The organism is Aeromonas sp. JL9, assembly GCF_024436075.1.
In the GTDB taxonomy this organism is placed as follows: Bacteria; Pseudomonadota; Gammaproteobacteria; order Enterobacterales; family Aeromonadaceae; genus Aeromonas; species Aeromonas veronii.
Window position 1 is genome coordinate 216110 of the sequence record NZ_JANFNV010000002.1, and the last position, 21759, is coordinate 237868.

Genomic DNA, 21759 nt, shown 5'->3' on the forward strand with positions numbered 1-21759 from the left:
GGTTATTTGAAAACGCGGAAACGGGTAGCGTCGTCGATAAAAGTCTTGTCACCGGCCGGTTGCTTGATGCTGCCAAAGGGCATCTGGGCGCGCAGCAGCCAGCTGGCGGGCAGGTTCCACTCCTTGCGTACCGCCTCGTCGATCAGCGGGTTGTAGTGCTGCAGGGAGGCACCGACCTTCTCCTGCGCCAGTGTCGTCCAGACCGCAAACTGGGCGATGCCGGTGGCATGTTCCGACCAGATGGGGAAGTTGCCGGCATAGAGGGCGAATTTTTGCTGCAGATCCTTGATGACGTCGGTGTCTTCGAAGAACAGCACGGTACCGAAGCCTGCGCGGAAGCTGCCATCCACCTTGGCCTCACTTTGGGCATAGGCCTCCGGCGGCACAATCTTTTTCAGCTCGGCTTTGACGATATCCCACAGCTTGTGGTGCTGGGCGCCAAACAGGATGACGGCACGGGAGCTCTGGGAGTTGAAGGAGGAGGGGCTGTGCTTGATGGCATCCTGGATCAGGGTCGTCAGCTGCTCCGGCGTGTGGGACACCTGGTCGCCCAGGGCATAGATGGTACGACGTGCTTTGATCTGTTCGATAAACGGACTGCTCATAACATCTCCTTGTTCTGCTTGGCGTTGCAGCCGGTGATGGACGGTTTGTCCAGCGTCAGCCGAATCAGGTATAGACTATAACACCCGTAATGCAGAGCGGGGTTAACCCGGGGTAACTTGCTTTTTTCCTGTTAGTTGATATTCGTTTGCGAACCTTGACGTTTTATTAATGTTGGAAATGTCATTTAAGGGGCGCGAAAGTGATATTAATCAATGATTCACTCTCCTTTCTCTCCCACAATCCCCTTATGTGTTCTTGGTTCGGATGTGATGTGAGCCGCTCGTATCTTAACAAGCGCTACTATGTACTGGCCCCCCTCTCCGCACTGCTTGGCTTGCTGATCCTGATCGTGACGATCATCATGGCCATTGCCAGCTATCTGAGGGATATCGACATGACGGTATCCGGTTTCGGCCACATGGCATCCTCCGTTGAAGCGTCCCTGATCCACGAGATGGTGAAGGTCAATGAGCGGCAACTGGCAGTGCTGGAGGATTCCCTCGATAAGGATAAGATCGCTCGCGGCGAGTCTGCCGACTCCCCCATCTGGGCTATTGCCCATCAGATCAAGCCCGGCAACCATTACATCTACTTTTACAACCTGAAAACGGATCGCATCGACAGTTACCCGGAGTGGCTAGCGCCCCCCGGTTATCAGGCGGCGCTGCGACCCTGGTATCCGGTGACCGCCATGCCGGGCGACGAGCCCGTCTGGTTGGGCCCCTACCCTGAATACCAGACTCAGGATCTGATACTCAGCCTGATCAAACGGGTGCGGGACGATCAGGGGCAACTGCTGGGGCTGCTGATGGTCGACATGTCATTCGACTCGCTGCAGCAGGCGTTGCAGCGCACGGTCGGTAGTAATCAGGCCGCACTCTATCTGACCTTGCGCGACAGCGGCCAGCTGGTGGTGGGTAGCAATATGGATCTGCTGGCAGATCACCCCATCGAGCAGCATCAGGGCCAGCAGTGGCTCGGTCTGGATGTACTGTGGCATGGGACTTATATCAAACGCGAGCTGGCGGATATTGGCTGGGATCTCAATATCTATCTGCCGCCCGTGCTGTTTCGCAACAGCCTCTATGAGGCGCTGCAGATGGTGGTTTTGCCATTGCTCTCCCTGTTTGCCATCTGGTGTTGCACGCTGAGTCTGCTGGTGCGGATCTTCCGCCAGGAGCAGGCGCTGGTGTCGGGTTCACTGACCGGTATCGTGCGCAATCTGGAGAGTTCTCCCCCCATCACCAAGGCCAATACCTGGTTTGTGCGACGCAGCCTGAACGAGATCGATCAGGTCAGGGCCAGCTTCCTCAAGGGGCAGGATGCGCTGTTGCGGGACCCTCTGACCGGTATCATGAACCGGCGAGCCTTCGAGCAGCACAAGAGCGCGCTGGAGCTGAGGGGGGAGTGCTTCTGGCTGCTGCTGTTTGATGTCGATCACTTCAAGGGGATCAACGACAGCCAGGGCCATGCCTTCGGCGATCAGGTGCTGTGTCGGGTGGCCAACTGTCTTGCTGATGTGCTGGGGGTGAGTACGGTTTACCGGATAGGTGGGGATGAATTTGCCGCTCTGCTGCAACAGCCACAGGATGAGTTGGCGGAGAAACTCGGTTGTCTGCTTGAACTGGTGCGTCAGCAAGAGTGGCGTGAACACCGTGGGCCGATCACCCTGAGTGCTGGTGGAGCCTGCCATTCTCCTGCTGCCGGCCCTATCTTCGAGCGGGCTGATGCTGCTCTCTACCGCAGCAAGGAGGCTGGCCGAGACTGCTGGCATCTGGTGGATGAGGCTGCTGACTGACAGCTTTTGTCCCAGCGCGGCGGGTCTGTGCCGGGACACGACAACCAGATTGTGGGTCTCCTTGCCGTAATGGTTTGGCTTTTTGGTGATTTTAATCTTTAAATTCAATCGCTTGATTTTACTTTTCCATTTTGGACTGCGACCTTGCGGCCATTGACTGTCGCATCCCTCATCTCTGCTGGCTGGCGAACCCCGTGGCACTTTGTATAGTGCCGCTGAATATTAATCAGGTTTGACAGGAGTACCCATGGAGATGAATACGCGTGGCATCGGCGCTCTGGCTCTGCTGGGGGCGTTATTGCTGGGCAGCACGGCGGCCCACGGTTCGGAAACCCTCAACACCATTCTCGGTGGCGGCGCAGGTGGTGTGGCGGGCACCATGATCGGCAAGGAGCTGGGTGGCGATACCGGTGCGCTGGTGGGAGCTGCATTGGGCGGTGCTGCCGGTGGGGCTGCGACGGCCAACAAGGGCAACAAGAATGAAGCGGCCCTTGGCGGCGCGGTGGGGGCGCTGGGTGGTGCCGCCATCGGCAAGAGTGTCGGTGGTGATACCGGCCAGCTGATCGGCGCTGGCGTTGGCGGGGCGAGCGGCTCGGCCATCGGTGCCAAGACTGGCGATGGCCACCAGAGTCAGGATCGCTATTACGATGATGACGACGATCATCACCATCACAAGCACCACAAGAAGTACAAAAAGCATAAAAAGCACAGATGGCACGACGACGATTGATGTGCGTGCAGTGAGTGCGGAAGATGCAAAACGGGGCCTGTTGGCCCCGTTGTGCATTGTGTGGTGACTCGATCGTGCAGTCACACCAGCCGGTGCTGGCGGCGACCGGCGGCAAAGGCGTTGATGTTGTCGATCAGTTGATCGGCGAGACGCTGCATCGACTCCTCGCTGGCCCAGGCCACATGGGGGGTCAGAATGAAGTGGGGGTATTGCAGCGCCTTCATCAAGGGATGGTCGGGGGGCGGGGGTTCGACGCTCGCCACATCGAAACCGGCACCACCGAGGCGGCCGTTGGCCAGTGCTTGCAGCAGCGCCTCCTCATCCACCAGTCCGCCACGGCCGACGTTGATCAGCAGGGCGCCCGGTTTCATCAATCCCAGCTCCCGCTCGCCAATCAGGTTGCGGGTGTAGGGGGTGAGCGGGCAGTGCAGGCTGATGACGTCCGAGCTTTGCAGCAACTCGTCGAGGGGCAGGCGATCCTCGTCGTGACTGGCGCCGACCTGGCTCTGGGCGTAGCGTATCGTCATCCCCATTCCTTTGGCCCGCTCGCCAAGCGCCTGTCCGAGCGTCCCTTTGCCGATGATGCCGAGCTGCTTGCCGTGCAGATCCATGATGTTGTGGTCGAAGAAGCAGAACTGGCCGCTCTGTTGCCAGCGCCCCTCCAGCAGCGACTGGCGCCAGCAGAAGAGGTTGCGCGACAGGGCCAGCATCAGCGCCATGGCGTGCTCCGGCACCGAGGGGCCCGAGTAGTTGCGAATGTTGCACACCCCGACGTTGGCGGCGCGGCACGCTTCCAGATCCACGTTGTCGCTGCCGGTGGCGGCGAGGGCGATGAGTTTCAGCTCCGGTAGCTGGGCCAGCTCGGCGGCGCCGATCCGTACCTTGTTGATGATGGCGATGCTGGCATCTTTGAGCCGTTCCACCACCTGTTCCGGGGTAGTACTTGGATAGCTCTGCCAGTGGTGGGGGAAGTCGGGGTGATGCAGGGTGATGCCCGCATCCAGGGTATCGCTGTCGAGAAATACGATTTGCTGCATGAGCCTTCCTGCCATTGTTCAGGTTCGAGAGGCCATGATGCCAAAGAGGATGCGGTCAGGGCCAGCCTGCCGCTGTGTCATGGCTGGGCTTTATCCGGCAGATGTGAGCTTGCGCGCTTTATTGCGCCACGCTAGCGGCCGGTTTAGAGCCAGCCCAGATGGTTGAGCCAGCCCTGAATGCGGGTGGGGGTTTCGCCCAGTTCCATCAGGGCGTAAGGACGATAGTTGAGCTTGTGGCTGCGTCGGCTCTCGGTCTGGCGTGCTTCGGCCGCCAGCAGGGGCCAGCGACCGCCATCCTCCTGATAGAGGTCCAGGGTGGGGATGGCCGCCTGAGCCACCTGTTTGGCCAGGGTCTGGTTGCTCTGCTGATTGGGGAAGAAGCCATCGAGCAGCACCAGCGCGTCGGGGGCGGGCAACTGTTCGCTGGCGATAAGGTTGGCAGTCCAGGCGGCGCCGGTACCTTGCGCCAGGATCAGCTTGAAGCCCCCCTCCTGCAGCTTGGCATCCGCCAGCTTGCTGATCCGCTCGGCAAACTGCTTGCGAAACTCATCGCTGTTTTTCGCTTTTTTCTCGGCGGCTGGGTCCAGTTCGGTCTGTTGGGGGGAGGGCAGCAGCAGCAGGGTATCAAAGCCCAGTCGGCTGAGGGCGCGAGTCAGTTGCCAGAGCTGGCCGCTGCGCTGCCAGTCGGGCAGTAAAATGGCGAGCCCCAGATAGTTTTCACTGTCGTGTTTGGCGAACAGCACCGTCTGCTTGTCGATCTGGGTGGCATCGGGTAACCCTTTCCAGTCGCTGGCTTGCCAGTGGTCGAGGGGGAGTGGCTCCGCGATGGGCGGTGCAACGTCGCTCGCCTGCGCGACATGGCCAGCCAGCAAGGTCAATAACAGCAGTGATAAGGATAATCTGGCCATAGTGTGCTCCCCCGGTTATCTGGGTTAGCGGCGGCGGTGGGATTTTCTGAAGGAGGTTGGCGTTACAGCTGCGAACAGGCAATAAAAAAGCGAGCCGTTGGCTCGCTTTTTTGTAATCAATTCAAAGCGGTCAATTAGTTGACGCGACGCTTGAATTCACCGGTGCGGGTATCGATTTCGATCTTGTCACCGATCTCTACGAAAGCGGCAACAGCCAGCTCGTAGGTAGTGCCTTTCAGACGGGCAGGCTTGGTCACTTTACCGGAGGTGTCGCCACGGGCAGCCGGTTCGGTGTACTCAACTTCGCGCACGATGGTGGTCGGCAGTTCTACGGAGATGGCTTTCTCGTTGTAGAAAGTCACTTCACACAGATCTTCCATACCGTCTACCAGGTAGTTCAGCACGTCACCCAGGTTGTCTTTCTCTACGTCGTACTGGTTGTACTCGGTGTCCATAAAGACATACAGGGGGTCGGAGAAGTAGGAGTAGGTGCACTCTTTACGCTCCAGCTGAACAACGTCCAGCTTGTCGTCGGCCTTGAAGACAGTCTCGGTGGCGCTGCCGTTCAGCAGGCCTTTCAGCTTCATTTTGACCACGGCGGAGTTACGGCCGGATTTGTTGAATTCAGCCTTCTGGACCACCATCGGCTCGGTGCCGATCATGACTACGTTACCAGCGCGGATTTCCTGAGCGGTTTTCATGTAAAAAATTCCTGTTCGTGAAACGGACGGATAAAAACTGCCAGATTATATACGGCTTTCCAGAAATTTCACCAACCTCGTGACGAGATCCCCATCCCGGAGCAGCTTCTGTGACCAGAGTCGCCCATGTTGCTGCCAAATCGCGCTGTATTGCGGCCATTGGGCCCAGAGTGCGCGGCAATCTTCACCACGGTTGAGAGCCAGATTGAAGCGGCGCAGCCATTGGGCGCAATCGGCAGGCAGATCAGCAAGATAGTGGTCGAGGAACTGCTCCAGCTTGACCAGATGGGCCTCCTCCTCCTGTTGGTAGATATGCCAGAGGAAAGGACGAACTGCCCACTGGGCCCGCACGAAGGAGTCCTCCCCGCGCACCAGATTGAGATCGCAGCTCCACAGCAATCGATCGTAACCAGCCTGATCGGTCATCGGCAGCAGCTTGATGGTGAGGTTGCCCGAGTGGAGCAGATCCCCCGCTTTGGCTGCAGGGATGGCATCAGTCAGACCGGCACCGGTGAGCACATCGTTGAGAGAGCGCCCCAGCGGCAGCAGCAGGGTGACGGGCGTGGCGCTCTGGCACCAGCTCTCGACCAGGCTTTGCAGCGCATCGCTCTCGTAGGTAAAGAGGCTGACCCGCAGCTCGTGCTCTTGTCTGGGCGGCAAACCGAGGCTTGCCCAGTAGGCTGCCAGTCCCGCATCATCTTGCTGCCACAGCTCCCGTTCGGCGATCAGGTCGTGCTCGCACAAAAGGCCGCCGGTTTTAGCGGTAAAGCCCGGGAAGAAGAAGTATTTGTTGAGGCTCTGGTTGCCAACTCGCTGGGGCGAGGCGAGGCCGTGGCAATCCTCGACCCAGCTCTCCGCCGAGAGGTACTCCAGATTGATCCAGCATGGGGGGCTGGGTTGGCGCGCCATCAGTTCGGCCATTTGTGCAATGAAGGGGGCGGGCAGTTCGCAGGCAAAGGCTTCGATCACTACCCTGGCCGGTGTCATGTCGGTCGGCAGGGGCTCATGCCAGTGCTGGATATAGATGCCATCGATCCACTGACCATCCTGCGCCGGGTCGAGCCCGGGGCAGATGCGGGCGAAACTTGCCAGATCGTCCACCCAGAGCCGCACCTGGATTTCATCGCCATATGCCGCAATATTCCCCTCCCGTTTTAGCTGGCGTGCAAGTCGCCAGGTGACACCGATGTCGCCGAAGTTGTCGACGACGCAGCAGAAGATGTCCCAGTCAAACGGGGGCAGGGGAGTTGTCATGGCTCGGGATCCCGGATGCAAAAAAACCGGTGCGCAGGGTAGCACACCGGTTGGCTGGCTTCTAACCGTCAGCGCGTGACGGTCTCTGCGGCAGGTTACTCCTTGCCGTAGACGTTGTTCTCTTGTTCGCGTACCCGAATAAAGGTAGTGCGCTTGGTCAGCTCTTTCAGCTGGCTGGCACCGACGTAGGTACAGGTGGAGCGCACGCCGCCCAGAATGTCGCGCACGGCATTCTCGACCGGGCCGCGGTAGGGCAGCAGCACGGTTTTACCCTCGGAGGCGCGGTATTCGGCGACGCCACCAGCGTGCTTGTCCATGGCGCTGGAGGAGCTCATGCCGTAGAACTTCATGAAGGGTTCGCCGTCTACATCGACGATCTCGCCACCGCACTCTTCGTGGGCTGCCAGCATGCCGCCCAGCATCACGAAGTCGGCGCCGCCGCCGAAGGCTTTGGCGACGTCGCCCGGGCAGGTGCAGCCGCCGTCACCGACGATCTGGCCGCCGAGGCCGTGGGCCGCATCGGCACACTCGATGATGGCGGAGAGTTGCGGATAGCCGACGCCGGTCTTGACGCGAGTGGTGCAGACCGAGCCCGGGCCGATGCCGACCTTGACGATGTCGGCGCCGGAGAGGATCAGCTCTTCGACCATCTCGCCGGTGACCACGTTGCCCGCCAGAATGACGTGGTTGGGGCAGGCTTCACGAATCTTGCGTACGAACTCGACGAAGTGTTCGGAGTAGCCGTTGGCCACGTCGACACAGATGAAACGCAGCGCTTCTGACATGGCGAGGATCTGGCGGGTCTTGGCGAAATCTTCAGCCGAGGTGCCGGTGGAGACCATCACATGGCCCAGCAGCGCCGGATCAGTCTCGTTGACGAAAGCTTGCCACTGCTCAAGGCTGTAGTGCTTGTGTACCGCGGTCATCATCTCGAAACCGGCCAGCGTGCGCGCCATGGCAAAGCTGCCGACGGTATCCATGTTGGCGGCGATAACGGGTACGCCTTGCCATTGGGTCTGAGTGTGTTTGAAGGTGAACTGACGGGTCAGGCTTACTTGGGAACGGCTCTTGAGAGTAGAGCGCTTGGGGCGGAACAGGACATCCTTGAAACCGAGCTTCAAGTCTTCTTCGATACGCATTACAAATTCCTTATTGAGCCTTGTTGAAAGTCACTTTTGCAGTGGCAAATTTTCGGCAGGCGCAAAAAAACCGGTGGTTTTCAGGCCCTCCGGTTTACAACAGTGTAGGCAAAAATCCCTTCAGAACAAGACTGATAATTCGCGCATTGTTGTGGTAGCCTTTGGCGTCACAACCTGAGGTTGGCCACAAGCTTCATCCAGCACCGTTCGGTGCCTTGCTCTCCTTCGATATTCCCGCCCGTTTGGGCCGTCGTTCGGCCACCCCTTGTCGTCTCTTTCCTGATCCGCCCGGCATTATCCAACTCACTGAAATAAATCGGATTGACCCCCGAGGCGACTGTGGTAGATCTGGGCGCAGGATTGACAAGGCAGGGCAGTAAAATGGGCAAGATGATGGTGGGGATCACCCTGATGCTGGCACTGTGTGGCAGTGCGCTGGCAGAGACCCCGACCAGCTATGGCTGGATCGAGAAGGGACTTATTTTGCCCACCGGCGTGGCGGTGAAGATGAAACTCGACACCGGGGCGCTCACCTCTTCCCTCGATGCACGCGCCATCACCAGATTCAAACGGGATGGCAAGCCCTGGGTGCGCTTCATGCTGGTGGTGACCGATGCCGACAGCGGCAAACTGGTCAAGCAGCAGTTCGAGCGGCGGGTCGAGCGCAGCGTGACGGTGCGCGGGGCGGGCGGTATGGAGCATCGACCAACGGTGACCATGTCCATCTGTCTGGGGGACAAGGTGTATGAGGAGTGGTTCACCCTGCGGGATCGCAGCAAGATGATCTATCCGGTGCTGCTGGGACGCCGTCTGCTGGCGGATCTTGGCCCGGTGGATGCCGGTCGAACCTTTACCGTGCAGCCAAATTGTCATTGATAGCAAACAGCCCGCATCGCGGGCTGTTTGCTTATCGCTCATCTTGCCGGCGGAAGCGGGAGTAACACGCTCACCTCCAGCCCCCCTTCCGGCCGGTTGTGGACATCGAGATCGGCGCCGTGTAGCTGGGCGATACGCGAGACGATGGCCATGCCGAGCCCCACGCCATCCCCCTGCTGGGGATTGACCCGAAAGAAGCGTTCATACAGCCGGGGCAAGGCGTTGGCGGGAATGCCGGGGCCGTTGTCACTCACATCCACCCTCACCCGGTTGCCCTCTCGCAGTACCCGCACCCTGATCTCGCCCTCTGGCTGGGTGTAGCGCAGCGCATTGTCGATCAGGTTGCTGAACAGCAGCTCGAGCAGGGTGGCCTGCCCCATCACCCGCTGCGGCAATTCACACTCCAGCGACAGCTGCTGATCCTTCTTGAGCGCGATGGGTGCCAGCGTCGCCAGGGTGCCTTGCAGCAGGTGGCCTATCTCCAGCTCGGTTAGTACCAGTCCCTGCTGGTTGTCGATACGGGCCTGGGTCAGCAGTTGGCGGATCAGCCGATCGCTGCGATCGAGGGCCTGCAACATCTTGTGCAGGGATTGCTGGCGGCTGGCGTCATCATCGGCCGCAAGGGCATTTTCACTGTGGATCCGCAGCACCGCCAGCGGGGTGCGCAGCTCGTGGGCCGCCTCGTTGGTGAACTGTTTCTCCCGCTCTATGGTCTCCGCCAGTGCCTGCATCAGCCGGTTGATCTCGTTGGTGAGGGGCGTCAGCTCCTGAGCGCTTATCTTGAGGCTGAGGGGGCTCAGGTTGGCGGGGTGACGCTCGCTGATGGCCTGGGCCAGCTGACGCAAGGGGGCCAGCCCGCGAGTGATGAGCCACCAGAGCAGGGCCAGCAGAAAGGGGAGGGTGATCAGTAGCGGTAGCATGGTGAGGGTGGCCATCTTGCTGGCCAGTTCGCTGCGCTCGTCGTCCCGCTCGGCCACCACCAGCCAGGTCTGCTCCTGCTGGTTGTAGAGAGTGAAGGTGCGCCACTGGTGATTATCTTTTTCGACCGTGTCAAAGCCGATAGCCAGGGTGACCAGCGGCTGATCCGGGGCGCTGGGAGCGCGCAGCAGCAAGCCGCCCTTTTCATCGAGCAGCTGGAAGTAGAGATTGCGTTCGAACTCGTGGCCGTAGGGGGTGATCTCCCGATCCTCGCCGGTCAGGTTGAGGCTGGGGTCTTTTTGCCACTCACCGGGGTTCTGCGCCTCCCACTCCTGATAGACGGTGCCGTTGGCGGGCAACTGCCCCTGCTGGGCCATATAGCGGGCCAGCAACTGGTTGGTGATGCGGGCAGACTGGGCGAGGCGGGCATCAAACAGCTCCTCCATTTCGTGGCTCGCCTCCATGTAGCCGATAAAGGCGCTGATGGTGAGACTCAGGCTCACCAGCGTCAGGATACCGGTGAGCAGAAAGCGGCGAATGGAGCGGGGACGTTTCATCGTGCGGGTGTCCGGCTTGGCTGTTCGAGCTGGGGAATGATGTATCCGACCCCGCGAATATTGCGGATAAGGTCGCTGTAGAACTTCTTGCGCAGATGGTGGATATGCACCTCCACCGCGTTGCTTTCGGCCCCTTCATCCCAGCCGTAGAGGCTCTGTTGCAGCTGATCCTTGCTCAGCACCCGGCCGCTCTGGCTGATCAGCTCCTGCAGCAACTTGTATTCATGGGGGGTGAGTTTGACCGCCTCACCCTGATAGGTGACCTGCTGGGATTCGGGATAGATAAGGATATCGCCATACTCCAGCACCGCCTGAGCTTGCCCCTTGCTGCGGCGAACCAGGGCGCGCAGGCGGGCGTTGAGCTCCTGCAGCGCGAAGGGCTTGACCATGTAGTCGTCGGAGCCGGCATCGAGGCCGACTACCCGATCGTCCAGCGCATCGCGGGCGGTGAGGATCAGCACCGGCAGCTGGTGTCCTTCACGCCGCAACTTGCGCAGCAGGCTGAGGCCATCGATGTCGGGCAGATTGAGATCGAGGATCAGGGCGGCGAACTCGTCGCTCTTGAGGGCTGCCAGAGCGGGCAACCCCTGTTGCAGCCAGTCCACCGTATAGCCGCTATGGCGCAGTGCATCCTGCATACCATCCCCCAGCATCACATCATCTTCCACCAGCAGGATCCGCATTCTTTTCTCCCTGTTTGTTGGGTGTGGCGATCTGGCTCAGTGCCAGGGCGTGCCGTGGCATAAACAACCCTGCCCACCAGTATGCAAGCTGGTGGGCAGAGTTTAAATAGTTCTTTGATCCATCAGGGTTTTATAGCTTGGCCAGCCGATCGCGGATCTCCATTCTGCGCCCTTCATCGGCCACTTCGCGACCCGGGCGGGCCGGGGCGGCCAGCGCCTTGTCGAGATAGGTTTTGGCCTCAGCCTTGCGACCCTGATCCAGCAGGAAGTCGCCATAGAAGAAGTTGGGGTCTATGCCATCCGGATTGATGGCCAGCGCCTGCTTGAGCAACTGCTCTGCCTTTTCGTCATCGCCAAAGCCGACCGGCCAGCCGGGCACCTGATAGTAGAGGGAGCCCAGACTGGTGTAGGCAGAGCCGTCCAGCGCCTTGGGATCCTGCTTGAGCGCCAGCTCCAGCTTGGCTTTGGCCTCTTTCACCAGACCCAGTGCCCCCAGCCCCCCTTTGGCCCCCGCCCAGGTGCTCTTGACGATGGCAGACCAGATCAGCAGATCGGCGCGAAAAGGCTCCTTGGCGCTGGCCGCTTCGGCTTGGGTGCTCAGGGTTTCGAGGCAGCTCTCTTTCCCCTTGCCGCTCTGTTGATACTGGCAGACGGCCCACTGTTGCTGGATGGGGACTAGGGCATCACCCGCGGCCATGACCGAGGAGGACCCCAGCAGGATGGCGATAGCACAAGAGGTCACTGATTGACGGAAAAAGTTCATATTAATGCTCCTTCTTGGTCGGGATCGGGCGGGACAAGTCTGGTTGTGGCGCACTGTTGGCGCCGGCATCAGCCGTCCCTGGCTGAAGATGACGGGCATAACGTTTGATGATCGGCAGCTGTCTGGCCAGCGCCTTGTCGACAATGCCGGGCAGCAGGGCGTTGAGCCGCACGAACAGTTTTTCCGGCCAGCCGAGCCAGCTGCGGCGGGTTTCGTTGCACAGGGCGATGACCGCCTCTTCGGCCACCTCCTGCGGGCTGTCGGTCTGGGTGCCGAGCGCTGCATTCATCTCGTAGGCGGCCTCAGAATTGAGTTTGGTACGGGTGGCGCGGGGGGCAAAGTGCAGCACCTTTATGCCGCAGCCTTCCAACTCTCGTCCCAGCGCTTCGCTAAAGCCACGCAGGGCAAATTTGCTGGCGCAGTAGACGCTGTAACCGGGGTAGCCGATGCTGCCCAGGCTCGAGCCCATGTTCATGATGATCCCCGGCTTGCGCATGGTTGGCAGCAGGGCACGGGTGAGCTGGATGGGCGCCTCGATATTGAGCAGCAGTTGGCGCTCTACCTGCTCGAAGCTCTGATCTTCCAGCCAGGCAAACTGGTTGCAGCCAGCGTTGTTGATCAGGATGTCGATCCCATCCTCCAGCGCAGGGTGTTGCAGCAGCTTGGCCCGCTCCTGTGCAGAGCCGAGGTCGGCGAGCACCACCTGATGGCGCTCGGGGTGGGGCAGTGACTTGCACAGTCGCTCCAGTGCCGGGCCGCGACGACCGTGCAGCAGCAGGTGTGCCCCTTGGGCGGCCAGCTCCTGCGCCAGTTCCTCACCTATGCCACCGCTGGCGCCGGTGAGCAGCACGAGTTTCCCTTCAAGGTTCATGGTATGGATTCCCTTTTTGCTGTCTGCTGATCCGCTGCCGACTTACGGTGTGGCGGTGAGGTTGTAGAGCATCTCGCCATAGAGGCGATAAACCACCTTGGCCCCGTGGATGATGGCGGCCTGATCCGCCGGACTCTCGACCCGATCCATCAGGGATTCAAAGAACTTGAGGTGCTCCTGATCCAGGGCGCCGTGGGAACTCAGGTAGCTCATCGCCTGCGGTGGCAGGCCGAGTCCCTTTTTCAGCTGGTCGGCGACGGTGAGGGCGATGGCCACGCTGGTGCCTTCCAGCACCTGTACCATGCCGAAGAAGCCCATGGGGTTGCCGCGCTGGATCTGGTCGTATAGGAAGGCGACCATCAGCTCGATGGGTAGCCCGGGCTGGCCGTGGCGCACCGCCTCGGCATCACCGCCACAGGCGCGGATATCGTTGAGGATCCACTCCTGATGGCCATACTCCTCGTCGATGTACTCGGCAATGGCACCGCGCACCCACTCGTACTCCTGACCCAGCTTGCCGCCGGTTGCCATCAGCAGCGGAACTGTGTGGCGCACGTGGTAGTAAGCCTGCGCCAGAAAGGCGAGATAGGTGTCACGGCTGATATCGCCACGGCGGCAGGCTTCGATGATGGGAGCGTTGAACAGATGCTCACGCTCCTGAGCAGTGGCTTGTTGCAGAGTCTGATAGAAGCTCATGACGATTCTCCTGTAAGGCATTGGCTGATTTGTCGGGAAAAGTGTTGGTAAATCTCGTTGCGACGGGGGCGCCCGTTGGCGGTCAGCAGGCCGGGATGCTGGTCGAGTGCCACCGGCAACCAGTGGTGCAGCCGGGCATAATCGGGCAGCCGCTGGTTCAGACCGGCGATCTGGTGGGGCAGATCCGCCTCTTTGCCCGGTAGGGGCTGGATCAGTGCCACGTTGGCAGGCTGACCATCGCCAAAAACCACGATGCGGGCGATGGCGGGGCAGAGCTGGGCCTCGGCCTCCACCCACTCTGGCGAGAAGTTGCGGCCAAAGGCGGTGATCTGGACATTCTTCTTGCGCCCGGTGATATGGAGGTAGCCTTCATCATCCAGATGACCCAGATCGCCGGTGGCGATCTGTTCGGGAGTCAGTTCGTTGCTGCCGAGATAGCCCAGCATGGCACTGCCGCTCACCATAATTTCGCCATCGCTGGCGATAGTGATCTGACAGTGGGGCAGGGGGCGGCCGACGCTGCCGGGCTTGTCAGCATCCAGGCTGTTGAGCGCCACAACGGAGCCGCACTCCGAGAGGCCATACCCCTCATACACCGGCAGGCCGAGCTGGCGGGCGTGTTTGATCAGGTCGGGGGCTACCTTGCCGCCACCGACGGCAATAAAGCGCAGGCTCTTGAGCTGTTGGGCCAGCGTCGGGGTGCTGGTGCAGAGCGCCAGCAGCAGGCGCAGCAGTTCGGGGACCAGCACCAGACTGTGGGTCGACCAGCGCAACAGGGCCTCCCCCAGCATGGCCGCATTGAGCGAACTGGAACCGGTGAAACCGAGCTCCCCGAGGGACGGAATGCGGCTGCAGGCGCCGGTCAGCAGCGGCACATAGAGGCCGGTGATGTTCTCAAGCAGGGTCGCCAGCGGCAGCAGAGTCAGATGTTTTTCCACCTTGGCTGGCGCGACACGCTCGGCCAGCGCATGGCTTACCGCCATCATCTGGGTCAGTGACAGGCAGACCCCCTTGGGCTGGCCCGTGGTGCCGGAGGTGTAGGTGATCTTGGCGGTGCCCTTGGGCAGCGCCGGTCGATTGGCTGGTGCGTGGCGCCAGAGTGGCAGCTCTCCGGTGATCAGCGAGAGCGGCTCGGCGGCATGCCACCCCTGATGATGTGGGCCCACCAGCGCATCGGCACCGCTGCTCTCCAGCAACCAGGCCTGCTGGGCCTGACTGAAGAAGTGGGGCACCGGAATGACCACGATACCGGCGCGAGTGCAGGCGAGATCCAGCAGCGCCCAGGGCAGGCCGTTGTCCAGTTGCAGCGCCAGACGGCTGATGTCGAGCTGTTGCAGCTGGCTGGCCAGACGCTGGATCTGTTGCCACAGGGTCTGGTAATCGAGACGCTGCTGGCTGCTCAGCAGCGCAGGGGATTGCGGATACTCGCGGGCATGTTTGGCTATGGCGTCGAACAGGCTCATTGGGCGCACCTTTTTTGATGGGTCTGGTTATCACTGTTCTTGCCTGCATCCTCAAACAGGGTTGGCATGGGGGCCAGCAGATTGAGCAGCAGGCTGCGCTGGGACAGCACCTCGCGCCCCTGATTGATGTCACCCACCATCACCTTGGGTTGGCAGCGGTAGTACTCACCCCAGGCATCGGCGTCGGCCCCCACCTGATGGGCCTGGGCGGGGGCCAGCTCCACCGGGTTGAGTTGCAGCCGGGCAAAGCTGTTGCGCAGCTTGGCGGTGCCGGTAAAGACCACGTAGTCGAGGGCATTTTCACACAGCAGACGACACAGGGCCGCAAACATCAGGCGGGCATTGCCCGGTTCGCTGCAGGCCAGATTGCCCACTTCGATAATGCGGTTGCGTGCCGGATAGACCCCGAGGCGGGTGTTGATGGCCGCCTCGATGGGTTGCTCCAGATACTGTTCCAGATAGAGAGGCCCTTCACTGGCATGATTGAGACCACAGGCACCGACCAGCGTCCCGTCCGCCCGATATAGCCCCAGCAGACAGGGGAGGAAATGGGGGATGCGGGCGTTGAACTCGAGGGTGTAGGCGGCCTGGATATAGGTTTGCAGCGCCATGACCTGCTGCGGGGACTTGGCTAGCAGCAATCGGTAGGGGGCCTGGATCTCGATGGTCATGGGTGACTCCTTCTCTTGCGATGGTTTGAGAGTAAAAGGGCAAACTTAAGAAACCCTTAAGGAGCAAAAAAAGTTGTCAGCGAGGCAGCGGGCAGGCAATCTGCGCCGCTGTTATCCAACAGGAAGCCCCCAAGAGGAACCGCCATGTCATCCACCGTCAGCTGCCCCCTGTGTGCCAGCCATCGCAGTTATCCTCTGCCGGTGGCGGGCAAGCGCTACCATCGCTGCCTCGCGTGCGAGCTGGTCTGGCTGGATGAGGCGGATCATCTGGATGAGGCTGCGGAGAAGGCGGTCTATGACGGTCACGACAATCGGGTGGATGATCCCCGTTATCGCAGCTTTTTGATGCGGGCATTTGGCGAGGTACTGAGTCGGGTGCCAACTCCTGCCAGCGGCCTCGATTTTGGCTGTGGCCCGGGCCCCGCGCTGGTGGCGATGGGGCGCGAGGCGGGTTACCAGATGGCGGGGTATGACAAGTTCTACGCCGATTTTCCAGAGTTGCTGATGCGTCAGTATGACTTCATCACCAGTACCGAGGTGATCGAGCATATCGCCGAGCCGCGCACGGTGCTGGCGCAGTTGTGGGATTGCCTCAAGCCCGGTGGCCTGCTGGTGCTGCAGACCCAGCGGGTGCTCAGTGACGAGCGGTTTAAAAACTGGCGCTATCGCCACGACCCGACCCACATCGTCTTCTTTGCCGAGGCATCGTTTCAGGTGTTGGCCGCCAGCTGGCAGGCCGAGCTCAGCTTCCCCCACGCCGATGTGGCGGTATTGCAGAAAGGCACGCCCTGAGGCGTGCCTTCGTCTGTTACTCGTCGGATTCTTGCCCGGCGCTACTCCTTGTAGCCCTTGTCTTGCCACTGGTAGTACATCAGGGCCGACTTGACGCCGATTGACTTGAACGGCTCTGGCGGTAGCCACATCGGCAGCGTCTGCTCCGCGTGGTTGAACCAGGGGTGCTCCTTGCCCTGATAGAGGCTGGCCACGATGTCGCCAAACAGGAAGGAAAGGTTGATGCCATGGCCGTTGTAGCCGAGGGCGTAGTAGATGTTCTTGTGATCCCCCATCACCCCCACCGCTTCGGTGCTGTCGCCGGTCATGCCGAGTACCCCGTCCCACACCTGTTCAAACTTGATCCCCTTGAGGGCCGGATAGAGTGTCACCAGCTCCTTCATCATCATTTCGCTGACCCGGTTAAGATCGCCCTTGTAGTTGAGGCCGTCGTTGAAGACGTATTCGGCATTGCCACCGCCGATGACGATGCGGTTATCCGGGGTCAATACCAGATGAAACAGGATGTTGCGGGTGTCATAAAAGGGCATCCGGCTCTGCCACTGGATGGCGGCCAGCTGTTTTTTACTGAGCGGCTCGGTGACGGCGCTCTGGGCGTGTACCGGAAAGACCCGGCCGCTGAAGTAGCCAAGTTTTGAGGTATAGCCGTTGGTCGCCAGCACTATGCTGTCGGCGGTCACCTTGTACTTGTCGGCCACATTGAGCTCGATCTGCTTGCCCTCCTTGATCCCCATTACCGGGCTCTGTTCGTAGATGGTAACGCCCGCCTGCTCCACCGCCTTGCGCAGGGCATTGACCAGTTTCATGGCGTGTACCTGACCGCCATTGGGGTCGTAGACCGCCCCCACGTAGCGGTCGGTGCCGAGCTTCTCTTCGGTGGTATCGGCGTTCCAGTACTGGAGCGGGATGCCGAGGCGATTGGCGGTTTTCACATAGTCGCGGTACTCGGCGATATCCTCCTCATCGAGGATCGCCTCCACATAGCCATCGAGCTTGAGGTCGGCCTCGACGCCGGTTGAGGCGACCAGCGCCTGCAGCTTGCGCATGCTGGCGACGGTGAGATCGTAGTGGCGCTTGCTCGCTTCCCCCTCTTCGTAGAGATCCATCACCTCGGAGCCCGGCAGCACCATGCCGCCGTTGCGGCCCGAGGCGCCGCTGCCGACCTGTTTGGCCTCGAAGATGGCAATCTTGAGCGACGGATTGGCCTTGGCCAGATGCCAGGCGCTGGAGAGGCCGCTGTAGCCGCCACCTATGATGGCGATATCCACCTTCATGTCTTGTGCCAGCGGGGCACTCTCCTCTGCCGGTTTCTCCTTGAACCAGTAGCTGGTGTTGGGCTCAAAGTCGCTCATCTTGGGGCCGCAGGCGGCGAGGAAAAAACAGCTGATGCACATGGTCAACGCTCGTTGGCAAACGGTGGTCGGATTCATTTTCTACTCCGGTTACAGATACAAAATATCAAATCATTTCATCGGGTTGGGCGGTATTGACCCGGCGGCCTATGTCTCGCAGCCGGGCCAGCTGATCGGCAAGACCGGGCCCCTCATCCAGGCTGGTGACAAAGTTCCAGAGGTAGGTCATCACAGCATAGACATGGCCTGCCGAGACCTGGGGCTGGGCCATCAGCATGGTGATGGCCAGCAGGAACAGCAGGGAGGCGCTGATGCCGACCGCCAGAAAAGCGAGTGCCTCCCGATCCGATACCCGGATACGGATCCATGCGAGGGTGCGGTAGTGACGGGTCAGCCTGATATGCTCGGCGTGCGTCACCAGCATGACCTCGTGCTCCAGCCGGTCGTTGAGGCGCTCATGCAGCAGCTGGTTCTTGCGTGAAAAGCCGGGCAGCAGCAGGCTGAACAGCAGCAATACCCCCATACAGGCGATGCCGACCCAGAACTCGATCACAATCAGCATCACGGCCGCCCCGACGATGGAGATCAGGCTGGTGGCCAGGATCGGGATATGTTTCTCGAAAAAGTCGACAAACTCCCGCGCCAGGGTGACCCGCGCCACTATGGTAGATTGCCCCTCCTGCTGCTGGCGCTGGGTCAGGATCACCGGCACCGCCAGTGCCGCATAGATATGGGTAAAGGTGCGGGTATCGACTGCCCGGCGCAGGGCGCCGATGAGCCAGAACAGCAGCACGATGAGGGCGTAGCTTGAAGCCTGCCACCACTGGCCCTTGACGATGGCGTCGATCGCAAAGCCGGCGAACAGGGGATAGACCACCAGCAGGATGTTTTCGAGGGCCACCAGCGAGAAGGTGCCCGCCAGCTTGAGGGGATTGGCCCGCGCAATCGCCCCCAGCGAACGACCGGCCGAGTGTGGCAACGGCGTGGCCTGCTCGTCGCAACTGGCTGCCGAAGTGGTTGGTGTTGTCATGGGTTATCTCCTAAGATGTCGGAAACGCTAAGTTTGAGCGAGTGCTCAAAGTTTGTTTGAGCGACTGCTCAAAGTCAAGCAGAACGATGGATATTGCAGGAGGTCAGATGGCACGCCCATCAGCAGAACAGCGCAAAGAGATGATCATCGAGGCCGTACTGGCCCTGTTTCGAGAGAAGGGAATGGCGGCATCGTCAACCCGTGATATTGCCGAGCGCACCGGTCTGGCGCGCAGTCACGTCTACCACTACTTCAAGGATTGGAAGGAGCTCTGCCTCTGCGCCGTGGAGCGCTTCACCAGTCAGGAGATCGCCGAACAGCGGGAGTGGTTGTTGCCGCTGCCAGCCCGCGAAGCGTTGCCGCTCTTTGTGCGGGACAACCTGCCGACCAGTCAGGATGCCTCCTGGGCCATCTATCTGGATGCCTGGAACGAGTCACTGCGCGACCCTGTGTTTGCCGAGAGCTACCGCAAAATCATTCTGGCGTGGCGCGAGGTGCTGGAGCAGATCCTGCAAAAGGGGATCGACAGTGGCGAGTTTGTGGCGGGCGATGCCCGGCGACTGGCGCGCCAGATCACCTCCCTCATCAACGGCTATGCCGATGACCTGATTCTGGAGCCGACCCCCGAGACGGTAGAAGCCACTTATCAAGAGATCATGCTGGTGGTCAATCAGCTGGTCTCGCCCCCGGCCCATTCATAGCGGCGCTGGCACACAGGGAGGGGAGGCATACCAGCGTGGTGCCTCCTCCGGTTTTGTAGGCCATCCGCCGGGCGCGCGATGGTCAGATACCAGGGAGCGGTTGTTGATGTCGATTACCCATTTATCACTGCAAGATGCCCGTCATCTGCAACTGGCGGCGCAGGGGCTGCTGGCCCCCCGTCGCAGCAAGGCGACCCCCGCCGATCTGCTGGCCACCATTCGCCGTATGGCGCTGCTGCAGATCGATACCATCTCGGTGGTGGCGCGCAGCCCCTATCTGGTGCTGTTCAGCCGGCTTGGCCAGTACGAACCGCGTTGGTTGGAGCAGCTGCTGGCTGACGGCGAGATCTTCGAATATTGGGCCCACGAGGCCTGCTTTGTGCCCCGCGAAGATTACCGGCTGTTGCGCCATCGGATGCTCGACCCCGTCGCCATGGGCTGGAAGTTTTCGGCCAACTGGCTCGCTACCCATAAGCAGGAGATTGGCCAGCTTATCGAGCGTATTCGCCACCATGGCCCGGTGCGGGCGGCTGACTTTGAACGCACAACCGGCAAGGGGAACGGCTGGTGGGACTGGAAGCCGGAGAAACGTCATCTGGAGGTATTGTTTACCACCGGTCAGCTGATGGTGCGGGAGCGGCGCAACTTTCAGCGGGTCTATGACCTGGCCGAACGGGTTATCCCTGAGTGGAGCGACCTGCGGGATCTGCCGAGCGTTGAGCAGGCGCAGCGGGATATGGTGCGCACCAGCTGCCGGGCGCTGGGGCTGGTCAAAACCGGCTGGGTTGCGGACTACTACCGGCTGCGGCGCTGCAAATATGACGCCTTGCTCCATCAGCTGGCGGACGAGGGTGAACTGTTGCCGGTACGGGTGGAGGGGTGGCAGCACGGCGCTTTTGTGCACGCCTTGCTGGCCGATGAGCTGGCAAGGGCACAGGCGGGCACCCTCAAGGCAACCCATACCACAGCCTTGTCGCCGTTCGATCCGCTGGTATGGGATCGCAAGCGAGCCAAGGATCTGTTCAACTTCGACTATCGCATCGAGTGCTATACCCCGGCGCCGAAGCGTCAGTATGGCTACTTCGTGTTGCCCTTGCTGCATCGTGGCAAGCTGGTGGGCAGGATGGATGCCAAGGCCCATCGCCAGCAGGGGATCTTCGAGATCAAGAGCCTCTATCTGGAAGAGGGGGTGAGAGTGACCCGCCAGCTTGCACAGGATCTGGCGAAAGCCCTGCAAAAGCTGGCTGACTGGCACCAGACGCCGCAGCTTCGTTATGGTGCCATTCCGGCCAATTTGCTGACGTTGTGGCATGAAAGCGCCCCTGCAAAGTGAGCACTATCCCTTCTGGGCTAAGCTGCAAGAGGGATAAACAGTTCGGGAGCGGGAGATGAAACGAGCGGCAACATGGTGGGCGGGATTGGCGATGGCCATCTTGTCCCCCGCGCTATGGGGGCAAGAACCGCCAGTGAAGGTCTGTCTGGGGGAGGGCAACGAGTGGGCCCCCTTTACCTACTGGGAGCGCAAGGACGGGGTGCCCGATACCAGCCGCCTGACCGGTTCGGCGACGACGCTGGTGCTCGATGCCCTGCAACAGAGCGGGCTTTCGCACCAGATCCGCTATCTGCCCTGGGCGCGGGTGCAGCAGGAGCTGGCGGATTATCGCCAGAATGGTCTGTGCGAGCTGACCTGGGATGCCAGCTACAAGCCGGAGCGGGCCGAGTTTGCCTTCTACAGCGTGCCCCTCTATTACACCCACCTCGGTTTCTTCTATCTCAAGCGCCGCTACCCCGAACCGCCGGATCTGCAGACGGTCAACCGCTCCCGGGTGTGCGGGGTGATTGGCTACAACTACACCCCCTACGGGCTTGCGCAGGAGCCACGCCGGGTCAAACAGTTGCAGCAGGCGCTCGACATGCTGGAGCGGGATCGCTGCGACTTTCTGCCGAGCGAAATCGAACCTCTGGTGGCAGGCATCAGCCTTGGCATCTACCGCAGCGAGAGCGGGTTGCTCAATCTCGCCCTGCCCAGCCGCAAGGGATTTTATCTGCTGGTGAGCAAGGGCTCCCCCCGCGGTCACCAGCTGGTGAACATCCTCAATCAGTCGCTGGTGGCATTTCAGGAAGGGGGGCATACGGATGAGGTGATGCGCCGCTTCTTGCCGCCAATGGAGTAATGGCGAAGGGTTGCTGTCATTCAGGGGGAGCAGATAAAA

The 21759-nt window shown here is 60.8% G+C and carries 22 protein-coding genes; 7 read left to right on the forward strand and 15 right to left on the reverse strand.

Translation table 11 applies throughout. The features are described 5' to 3' along the window. Positions 1–2: 2 nt before the first annotated feature. Positions 3–605: a nitroreductase family protein gene (locus NOM06_RS03000; RefSeq protein WP_255909861.1), complete on the reverse strand. Its 603-nt coding sequence runs from the start codon at positions 603–605 to the stop codon at positions 3–5. Between the two features lie 248 nt (positions 606–853). On the opposite strand from NOM06_RS03000, the gene NOM06_RS03005 reads away from it, so the two are divergent. Both NOM06_RS03005 and NOM06_RS03010 read left to right on the forward strand, forming a co-directional pair. Beyond that, complete coding sequence (locus tag NOM06_RS03005) at positions 854–2404, forward strand: sensor domain-containing diguanylate cyclase (protein WP_255909863.1); 1551 nt, start codon at positions 854–856, stop codon at positions 2402–2404. A gap of 247 nt (positions 2405–2651) precedes the next feature. After that, entirely contained in the window at positions 2652–3134 is a 483-nt protein-coding gene (locus NOM06_RS03010) for a YMGG-like glycine zipper-containing protein (RefSeq protein ID WP_255909865.1), read from the forward strand. 80 nt (positions 3135–3214) lie between these two features. Here the strand turns inward: NOM06_RS03010 and NOM06_RS03015 are convergent, their stop codons facing one another. The 5 genes from NOM06_RS03015 to NOM06_RS03035 all read right to left on the reverse strand — a co-directional run bounded on the left by NOM06_RS03015 (position 3215) and on the right by NOM06_RS03035 (position 8173). Further along, positions 3215–4171: a D-2-hydroxyacid dehydrogenase gene (locus NOM06_RS03015; RefSeq protein ID WP_255909867.1), complete on the reverse strand. Its 957-nt coding sequence runs from the start codon at positions 4169–4171 to the stop codon at positions 3215–3217. Between the two features lie 143 nt (positions 4172–4314). After that, positions 4315–5079 (reverse strand): DUF3530 family protein, encoded by a 765-nt coding sequence (locus NOM06_RS03020; RefSeq protein ID WP_255909873.1) that lies wholly within the window; start codon positions 5077–5079, stop codon positions 4315–4317. Between the two features lie 134 nt (positions 5080–5213). After that, positions 5214–5780 (reverse strand): elongation factor P, encoded by a 567-nt coding sequence (efp, locus tag NOM06_RS03025; RefSeq protein WP_005335100.1) that lies wholly within the window; start codon positions 5778–5780, stop codon positions 5214–5216. Between the two features lie 45 nt (positions 5781–5825). Further along, positions 5826–7034 carry an elongation factor P maturation arginine rhamnosyltransferase EarP gene (gene earP / locus NOM06_RS03030; protein ID WP_255909875.1) on the reverse strand — a complete coding sequence of 403 codons (1209 nt, stop codon included), beginning with the start codon at positions 7032–7034 and terminating at the stop codon, positions 5826–5828. Positions 7035–7129: 95 nt separating this feature from the next. Beyond that, positions 7130–8173, reverse strand: a complete 1044-nt coding sequence (locus NOM06_RS03035) for a GMP reductase (protein WP_005348017.1) — start codon at positions 8171–8173, stop codon at positions 7130–7132. A 381-nt stretch (positions 8174–8554) separates the two neighbouring features. On the opposite strand from NOM06_RS03035, the gene NOM06_RS03040 reads away from it, so the two are divergent. Then, positions 8555–9049 (forward strand): RimK/LysX family protein, encoded by a 495-nt coding sequence (locus NOM06_RS03040; RefSeq protein WP_255909877.1) that lies wholly within the window; start codon positions 8555–8557, stop codon positions 9047–9049. 38 nt (positions 9050–9087) lie between these two features. Here the strand turns inward: NOM06_RS03040 and NOM06_RS03045 are convergent, their stop codons facing one another. From NOM06_RS03045 to NOM06_RS03075, 7 genes are all read right to left on the reverse strand, one after another. After that, positions 9088–10524 (reverse strand): ATP-binding protein, encoded by a 1437-nt coding sequence (locus tag NOM06_RS03045; RefSeq protein ID WP_255909879.1) that lies wholly within the window; start codon positions 10522–10524, stop codon positions 9088–9090. After that, positions 10521–11207, reverse strand: a complete 687-nt coding sequence (locus NOM06_RS03050; RefSeq protein ID WP_005335091.1) for a response regulator — start codon at positions 11205–11207, stop codon at positions 10521–10523. The genes NOM06_RS03045 and NOM06_RS03050 overlap by 4 nt, the downstream gene beginning before the upstream one ends. A gap of 130 nt (positions 11208–11337) precedes the next feature. Next, complete coding sequence (locus NOM06_RS03055; RefSeq protein ID WP_370688902.1) at positions 11338–11970, reverse strand: tetratricopeptide repeat protein; 633 nt, start codon at positions 11968–11970, stop codon at positions 11338–11340. 1 nt (position 11971) lies between these two features. Beyond that, the gene (locus tag NOM06_RS03060) at positions 11972–12841 is read right to left on the reverse strand and encodes an SDR family oxidoreductase (RefSeq protein ID WP_255909881.1); all 870 of its coding nucleotides are present in this window, start codon (positions 12839–12841) and stop codon (positions 11972–11974) included. 42 nt (positions 12842–12883) lie between these two features. After that, positions 12884–13537, reverse strand: coding sequence for a TenA family transcriptional regulator (locus NOM06_RS03065; protein ID WP_100645292.1), 654 nt, complete (start codon positions 13535–13537; stop codon positions 12884–12886). Further along, complete coding sequence (locus tag NOM06_RS03070) at positions 13534–15000, reverse strand: AMP-dependent synthetase/ligase (RefSeq protein WP_255909883.1); 1467 nt, start codon at positions 14998–15000, stop codon at positions 13534–13536. Before NOM06_RS03070 ends, NOM06_RS03065 begins: the two co-directional genes overlap by 4 nt. Further along, positions 14997–15671 carry a thermostable hemolysin gene (locus NOM06_RS03075; protein WP_255909885.1) on the reverse strand — a complete coding sequence of 225 codons (675 nt, stop codon included), beginning with the start codon at positions 15669–15671 and terminating at the stop codon, positions 14997–14999. Before NOM06_RS03075 ends, NOM06_RS03070 begins: the two co-directional genes overlap by 4 nt. A gap of 144 nt (positions 15672–15815) precedes the next feature. Here NOM06_RS03075 and NOM06_RS03080 point away from each other — a divergent pair, with 144 nt between their 5' ends. Continuing rightward, the gene (locus NOM06_RS03080) at positions 15816–16463 is read left to right on the forward strand and encodes a class I SAM-dependent methyltransferase (RefSeq protein ID WP_255909892.1); all 648 of its coding nucleotides are present in this window, start codon (positions 15816–15818) and stop codon (positions 16461–16463) included. A 41-nt stretch (positions 16464–16504) separates the two neighbouring features. On the opposite strand, the gene NOM06_RS03085 is transcribed toward NOM06_RS03080, so the two are convergent. Next, positions 16505–17893 (reverse strand): FAD-binding oxidoreductase, encoded by a 1389-nt coding sequence (locus tag NOM06_RS03085; protein ID WP_255909893.1) that lies wholly within the window; start codon positions 17891–17893, stop codon positions 16505–16507. Between the two features lie 28 nt (positions 17894–17921). Then, positions 17922–18845 carry an ABC transporter six-transmembrane domain-containing protein gene (locus NOM06_RS03090; RefSeq protein ID WP_255909894.1) on the reverse strand — a complete coding sequence of 308 codons (924 nt, stop codon included), beginning with the start codon at positions 18843–18845 and terminating at the stop codon, positions 17922–17924. Positions 18846–18952: 107 nt separating this feature from the next. Between NOM06_RS03090 and NOM06_RS03095 the strand changes: the two genes are divergently transcribed. The 3 genes from NOM06_RS03095 to NOM06_RS03105 all read left to right on the forward strand — a co-directional run bounded on the left by NOM06_RS03095 (position 18953) and on the right by NOM06_RS03105 (position 21720). Then, a complete protein-coding gene (locus tag NOM06_RS03095) occupies positions 18953–19546 on the forward strand; it encodes a TetR/AcrR family transcriptional regulator (RefSeq protein ID WP_255909895.1) in 594 nt (197 codons plus the stop codon). Between the two features lie 106 nt (positions 19547–19652). After that, the gene (locus NOM06_RS03100) at positions 19653–20879 is read left to right on the forward strand and encodes a winged helix-turn-helix domain-containing protein (RefSeq protein WP_255909896.1); all 1227 of its coding nucleotides are present in this window, start codon (positions 19653–19655) and stop codon (positions 20877–20879) included. A gap of 91 nt (positions 20880–20970) precedes the next feature. Continuing rightward, positions 20971–21720 (forward strand): ABC transporter substrate-binding protein, encoded by a 750-nt coding sequence (locus NOM06_RS03105; protein WP_255909935.1) that lies wholly within the window; start codon positions 20971–20973, stop codon positions 21718–21720. The last annotated feature ends 39 nt before the right edge of the window (positions 21721–21759 follow it).